The sequence below is a fragment of the Shinella sp. genome (genome assembly GCF_052438155.1).
In the GTDB taxonomy this organism is placed as follows: Bacteria; Pseudomonadota; Alphaproteobacteria; order Rhizobiales; family Rhizobiaceae; genus Shinella.
The window spans coordinates 70755-76754 of sequence record NZ_JBQVPI010000024.1 but is presented as its reverse complement, the minus strand read 5'-3'; the positions used below and the strand labels follow the sequence as shown (position 1 = coordinate 76754).

The 6000-nt window shown below is 55.7% G+C and carries 7 protein-coding genes and 1 pseudogene; 3 read left to right on the top strand and 5 right to left on the bottom strand.

The window, feature by feature from the left end:
• Positions 1–106: 106 nt before the first annotated feature.
• Positions 107–510 (top strand): annotated as a pseudogene (locus ACT6VE_RS28015) (ISL3 family transposase); the annotation flags it as partial.
• A 230-nt stretch (positions 511–740) separates the two neighbouring features.
• Entirely contained in the window at positions 741–2474 is a 1734-nt protein-coding gene (locus ACT6VE_RS28010) for a sensor domain-containing diguanylate cyclase (RefSeq protein WP_444801582.1), read from the top strand.
• Between the two features lie 132 nt (positions 2475–2606).
• On the opposite strand, the gene ACT6VE_RS28005 is transcribed toward ACT6VE_RS28010, so the two are convergent.
• Complete coding sequence (locus tag ACT6VE_RS28005; protein ID WP_444801581.1) at positions 2607–2789, bottom strand: hypothetical protein; 183 nt, start codon at positions 2787–2789, stop codon at positions 2607–2609.
• Entirely contained in the window at positions 2758–2910 is a 153-nt protein-coding gene (locus tag ACT6VE_RS28000) for a hypothetical protein (protein WP_444801580.1), read from the bottom strand. The genes ACT6VE_RS28005 and ACT6VE_RS28000 overlap by 32 nt, the downstream gene beginning before the upstream one ends.
• Positions 2911–3035: 125 nt before the next feature.
• Here ACT6VE_RS28000 and ACT6VE_RS27995 point away from each other — a divergent pair, with 125 nt between their 5' ends.
• On the top strand, positions 3036–3131 hold the full coding sequence (locus ACT6VE_RS27995; RefSeq protein ID WP_444801579.1) for a YHYH domain-containing protein: 96 nt from the start codon (positions 3036–3038) through the stop codon (positions 3129–3131).
• 98 nt (positions 3132–3229) lie between these two features.
• Here ACT6VE_RS27995 and ACT6VE_RS27990 read toward each other — a convergent pair whose 3' ends face one another.
• The 3 genes from ACT6VE_RS27990 to ACT6VE_RS27980 all read right to left on the bottom strand — a co-directional run bounded on the left by ACT6VE_RS27990 (position 3230) and on the right by ACT6VE_RS27980 (position 5781).
• Positions 3230–3478: a DUF2798 domain-containing protein gene (locus tag ACT6VE_RS27990; RefSeq protein WP_444801578.1), complete on the bottom strand. Its 249-nt coding sequence runs from the start codon at positions 3476–3478 to the stop codon at positions 3230–3232.
• A 1242-nt stretch (positions 3479–4720) separates the two neighbouring features.
• A complete protein-coding gene (locus ACT6VE_RS27985; protein ID WP_444801577.1) occupies positions 4721–5500 on the bottom strand; it encodes an FAD-dependent oxidoreductase in 780 nt (259 codons plus the stop codon).
• A 47-nt stretch (positions 5501–5547) separates the two neighbouring features.
• Positions 5548–5781: an FAD-dependent oxidoreductase gene (locus tag ACT6VE_RS27980; RefSeq protein WP_444801576.1), complete on the bottom strand. Its 234-nt coding sequence runs from the start codon at positions 5779–5781 to the stop codon at positions 5548–5550.
• Positions 5782–6000: the final 219 nt, after the last annotated feature.

Here is a 6000-nt window from a genome sequence, read left to right as displayed (position 1 = left end):
CTTATGGTTAGTAATATAACCAAAGGAAACATAAATGCGTGCGCTGGCGGCAACTGGAAATACAGATCGATTGGTGGAGACGGCGGCGGTGTCCGTGCCGTCACCTGCGGAAACGTTGAACCGCATTCCCTCTGCCCGAACGATTGCCCGCCTTTTGACAACCAGCAGAGACAATCTGACGAAATCCAAGACCGTCACCATCGCTACGATAGAAGGCGGTATTCCCTTGCTGGTTAAAGCTCGCGACATCATCGCCGACTTCCATCGCGTGATCCGGCGCAAGGCAGAAAACGAGCTCGCGCCGTGGATCGACCGCGCTCGCGAAGGTCTGGTTGCCTCCTTTGGCAATGGCGTTGCGAAAGACATATAGGCAGTCCGAGCAGCGATCGTCTCACCGTGGTCCAACGGACAAATGAGGTGCAGATCACCAAGCTCAAGCTGGTGAAGCGCCAGATGTACCGTCGCGGAAAGCTTGATCTGCTTCAAGCCCGCCTGATCGGCGCGACGTGAGAGAATTGCACCAAATCTGCGTCAGAGCCAAGATTGGGCGCCGATAAGGGGTCAACATTCTGCGCCGATTGACAGTTTTTCAACATGTCGGCACCATGCCACACTGTTGTCAGTCAAATTAATCGAGTGTTGACCTAACTTCCGCATTCCGGCCGGAGGCCGCGTCCCGTAACCGCGTTTCAAGGTTTGAAGCCTAGTTTCAGCCAATGATCTGGAATTGTGCTCGAAAAATGCTGGTGACCGCTCTCCTGTTTTTCGGGATGCTTGCATCCCTGGAGGCTGCGCCACAAGGCGCAACTGAAACCACGAACATTCGTAGCACTTGCTGGGTGTCCAGCAGCCTATCGGATGACCTGGCTACTGCAATCCGCTCTTCCGAGCACTGGATCTGCGGAGACCAGGACTATACGCTCGACGGTGAGCGAGCGTTGCTGCGCTTTGAAATTGGCCCGGACGACACCCTTCCCCAGTATCTCTTCTCTAGGCGAAGTCCACTCGCAGCCGTGCATCTGTTGGTGATTGATCGGGACGGCGCAGCGCGCCAGACCTCGTTTCCTGCGCGTGAGCTTCCTAGCGCTCTGTCTGGCGGGTATTTCAAGGTTCCTCTGCCGACTGTCACCCGCCACACGCAGCAAGTAGTCGTCGCCTTCGATTTGCCAAGCCACAAGATGACGCTGCAGAGAGCCTATTTGGCTCCGTCTGATCTGCCGATAGGCCCCGACCTTCTAAGGTCGCTGCTTCTCTTGACCATGCTTGCCGGAATGCTCTCCATGCCGCTCATTTTCAACGCGGCTTTCTACCGGATCCTGCGTGAGCCATTCGTGCTGTGGCATTCCCTGCTGACGGTTGCGTTGCTGCTGACCATCCTCGTCTCTTCCGGCCTAGCGGTCGTTCTTTTCGATCCGCCGGCTATGACGTTAAGTTGGATGACCACTGTGATCTTCGGCCTTACGGTCGCTTCCGCGGCGATGTTTACGCACAGCTTCATCGAACCCGGCCGTATGCACCCGCTCCTACGACGGGCGCTCCCATACTGCGCTGTATGGGCGCTGTTTCTAAGCACGTCTCACGCGGCATTTCCCTTCGTGGCACGCCCGTTTCAGTCTACCGTCTACACGGCGGCATTTGCGCCGGTGGTCGTCGTTTTTATACTGTCCGTTTCGGATGCGCTGCGACGCGGAAGTCGGGCTGCCAAGTTCCAGGTGATCGGCTATATGCCTATGATATTGGCTGGACTGGTGCGCTTGGTAACCGGCGTAATGCCCGGGTTTCACAGCAATGATGCCATGGTGCTGTTCTATGTCGGTTGCATATTTGAAGTCTTGTTCACCACACTAGGCGTGGCGGACCGCTTCATGTCGATCAGGCGCCAGGGTGACCACGCACGCTTTGAAGCTGATATGCTTGAGCGCTTGGCCGAACGCGACGCACTGACGGGATTGCTTAATCGGCGAGCAATCGAGCAGAATTTCGAAAAGTTCCGTGCTGAAGGTCACCATACACTTGCCGTGCTCGACCTGGACCACTTTAAGTCGATCAATGATATTCACGGTCATGTAGTCGGCGACGCAGTACTGAAAGCAGTGGGCCAGGCGCTCCAAGCTGACCAGCAGGTTCAGGCGTTCCGCCTTGGTGGCGAAGAATTCGTCCTGCTTGTGCGCGGCGAAGATGCGCAAGCCCGGGCAGAACGTCGGCGCCAGGCAATTCCCGCCATTGTCGCGAATGAGGTTCCTGGCCTTGGGAGCCCGGTAACTGCGAGCATGGGCGTGGTTCTTGCGCTAGCAAACGCTGGCTTGGAGTTCACAGAACTCTACGATCAAGCCGACAAGCTACTCTACAATGCCAAGCAGGCCGGCCGCAATCGAACCGTAACCGCATCGGCGCAAGCATTTCAGAATGACGTTTATCCATCCTTTGACACCGCGGCTCAGTTTCCATCGCCTCAAATAGCAGCCCGTAATTGAGTAGCCAGCACCCAAACAGCCCGTTCTTCTCATACGCGTGCTCATGTCACTACATTTAGCCTTCGACGAGAGCACAGATCGGGACACCGGAATGGAGGCGGGCCGCAATAGGCCCGCCTCCTCTGCGATTGATCAGCAACGAATGTCGGGGTCGATGCGGTTATAGGCATCGACGACGTTGGGCGTGCTGGCAAAGGTCATGCTGCCGGCGGCGCGAAGACTTCGCCCGTCGGCGCGGCTCGCCACCACGGCCGGGGCTTCACAGGTCAGCGCGACATGATCATCATAGACCTGCAGGGATGGCCGGCGTCTCAATGCTGGCCTTGATGGCCTCATAAATGCCGGGAGCGGTGGGCGTGGCCGCGACGGCCGGGGAGATCGAGGTGAAGGCCATGGCCGCAAGGGTGAGACCAGCATAGATCAGACTTCGGATCATGCGCATTGGTTCCTTTCTGATGGTTGAGTGGACTCGACACGCAACTCTCGATACACCCTACTCCTCAACGCTTGAGGGAGGAAACAACGAGACTTATTCAGCTTTTTGTAGCTTGCGCGTTGGCAATGATTTCAGCTACGGCTGCGTTCGGCCACAGCGGGGGTACCGACGCGAACGGATACCACAACGATCGCAAAAACGGTGGCTATCACTGTCATTGAATCTGAAAAACCCGCCTCCGGGTGACAGGCCGGAGCGGGATCTCTGGCTTAATAGCCCGGATTGTCCGGTTTATTCGGTCAGGACGGCCCCGCGCTTCCTACGCCGGCCGGACGCCGCGTTTCGAAAGACGTGCTGTGATGCGGTACGCAATTGCAAAGCCCATCTTCCCCACGCCAAGCGACAATACGAATGCGACCGGCCAGGCGATAACGAAAGCCGAACTCCATTGGGAAACGGCGTGACCGGTCATCCCCAAATGAAGGATGCTGAAAAAGCCAGTCATGAGAAAGGCCATCATCCCGGAGATGAAGAATTGGGCGACAATGATTGCTCGAGGGTCGTTCATGAGTGTCTCCACGCTGAAAGGTGGAGCAGGCACTCAGCCAGACACCACCCCTGTTAGGGTTGATGCCGTGGGTTCGCATGCGCGACTTTCCTGCTTGAGCAGGGGCTGGAAATAACCACACCAGCCTGAAACTTTTCGACCGCTCCCATTTATCTGAGTCCGCTCCACAGTCAAGGCTGCCGCGAGTCTGGGGATGCCCGCATTTAAGCCGGGGCCAATTGCACCACGGCAGGCGCTTGCCTGTCAGATTTCGGCTTTCGTGCAACTCAACCGAGTTTGTCTGTCATGGATGGCTGCCTGTGCCGTATGGGGTTGGCAAGACCCATCACTGTCGCCGTCCTGTCATGTGGATGTCCTATGGCCGGGAACATTGTTTCAGTTCAAGGGCTTGATAGGCACGCAAATGCATAGGAATTTCGATTACGCCGACTTTGATTCGTCAAATAATCGGCGAGTGGGCAAAACCAAGGAGGAAAAGGCGTGCCAACTCGTACTTCTTGCGATGTGCGGCGCGGGATTTGCAGCCTTCGCGGTTTGCGGCCTTGTCGCGCTCGCTGTCTAGACGCCACGCTACTTACCGTTTGTCCTGCCTGCTTAACGCGATTGCCGGGCTACCCCTCCCGGTTTGATCACATCTGCCACGTCGGCCTCACTCTGCCCTGCACCTGCTGGTCGACGTGCCAAGCTTCATGTGCGAGGTGACGTTCCTGCCACGCTTGCCGATCGGGTCGGCCGAGCCGCTTTCGAGCTGTGTCCTGTCTTCGATGTGACTCCCAAAAACCCCAGTGTCCGGCTTGCGGCGGCTGGTAGCAATTTCGATCCGGTACGCCTCTATCTCCCGATCAATATCACTTTGTGACCAGCCCAGGTATGGTGCTGCAGCTTCGGCGACTGTACTCGCCTGTCCTATCCCTTGATCAGGATTCCATCCCATTCCCAATCGCCGCATAACAAGATCCGCCAATGTGTTGGGCATCTCATCACGCGCGCAGCGCGACTTCTGCGTCAAATTGGTAGGCACGGTCTATAGACGAAGTCGTATTCTGCTGATGGCCAACCTCATAACGAGGCGATTGTGGTCGTCGGGAAGGCGAAAGTTGCGCGGCAACCATTTTTGTTATCCTTCGCGCCACAAGGCGATGGGTCATGATCGACCTGCCCGTAAGAGCAAGCGTTCTAGGTGAACTTTCGCTTTCCATATCGTGTATTTTGATTTCACGGCTGCCAAGTAGCTCGTCCGGGTCATGAGTTAAGGGGTTTATCCCGGCCCAAGTATAAAGTGCGTCTTGGCGAGTTGCGTCCAGCCGTGGGGAGGCACCGGTTGATTTCCGATATCATCCAATCAATTTCATGATCGGTCGCCGACACGGTATCAATTTCTCCTTCGAACGGCGTACGCGTCAGCCCCACATAATGGACGCCACGAAACGGCAGGCAATAGAGCGGTTCTACTATACTGTTGAACGTGAAAATTCCCCAATCAGAAAATTCGTCGGGCAGCTTCAATGCGATATGGACGCCCTTTAGACCCATGCATTTGCGCTTTGGGTTTGCGCCAGTAATGACGGGAACCTTATCGACCCACGCGCCTGCCAGATTAAGCACAACAGTCGCGGTCACGTCCGTTAAGGAAGTGCTGTGCGATGTTCCGACCGTAGGATGCAACCTCAGATGCAGGCGGCCATCATAGCAGCAAGTCAAGGCTGTTGTCGCAGTGTAAGTGAGGACGATAGCCGCCATCCGTTGCGCGTCGAACAGGGCGTCCAAAGCGATCCGCTCAGGCCAGTCAAAAAGGTATTCGCGGAAGACTGCAACGCTGCGCAATTGTTCGCGGTTACGCAGCCACGGCAAGAGTGGCACCTTGTTTTTGTCTGTTGGCGAATATCTGCGATAGTCCAGTGGCTCGCCCCTCGGGCTGGTTAGCCTCAATGCTGCGAACGCAGCATCCAGTTGCCAAGGCGAAAATGGGTTGTCCGCATAGATTGGTAGGCAGAAATTGATCGACCGCACGCGTTTGGGCACCGTACGTACGATCTCATCCCGAGCTAGCATGTCGTCGCGCACCGTTTTCAAGTTCGCTGGAAGACGGCGGGGCTGAAGGACAGTCTGCCAAAAGCCCGCACCTGACGCCAGGTGCCGCAGCCCGCAATGCAAAGGCGGCTGGAGCGGCTAGTTGCACCGTTGGCAAAGTTTCCCTGGCCGACAAGGGGCACGCTATAGCCCGCTGCGCTCAGATGCTGAGCTGCGCTTGCGCCGTTAATACCCCCGCCGATGATGGCAACGTCAAAATGCGATTCCTTCATAGCAATACTTCCTGGTTTATGTTAATTCATGAGGCATATATAGCATCCGAGCGCAGTTCGACTATTGTGATAAGTGCAAAAATATTCAAATATAACTACATCACGCTAAGATATTCGCTATTCCTCGTAATGAAACGCAAAAAATTGTAAATAATAAAGTAATATTTACGCAACGGTTCTGCAATTATTTCCGATAATAAATAATTATTGATTGCATGA

Coding starts and splice junctions, on each gene's coding strand:
- ACT6VE_RS27980 (WP_444801576.1), bottom strand. CDS start 5,781: ATGAAGGAATCGCATTTTGACGTTGCCATCATCGGCGGGGGTATTAAC.
- ACT6VE_RS28010 (WP_444801582.1), top strand. CDS start 741: ATGCTGGTGACCGCTCTCCTGTTTTTCGGGATGCTTGCATCCCTGGAG.
- ACT6VE_RS27995 (WP_444801579.1), top strand. CDS start 3,036: ATGATTTCAGCTACGGCTGCGTTCGGCCACAGCGGGGGTACCGACGCG.
- ACT6VE_RS28000 (WP_444801580.1), bottom strand. CDS start 2,910: ATGATCCGAAGTCTGATCTATGCTGGTCTCACCCTTGCGGCCATGGCC.
- ACT6VE_RS27990 (WP_444801578.1), bottom strand. CDS start 3,478: ATGAACGACCCTCGAGCAATCATTGTCGCCCAATTCTTCATCTCCGGG.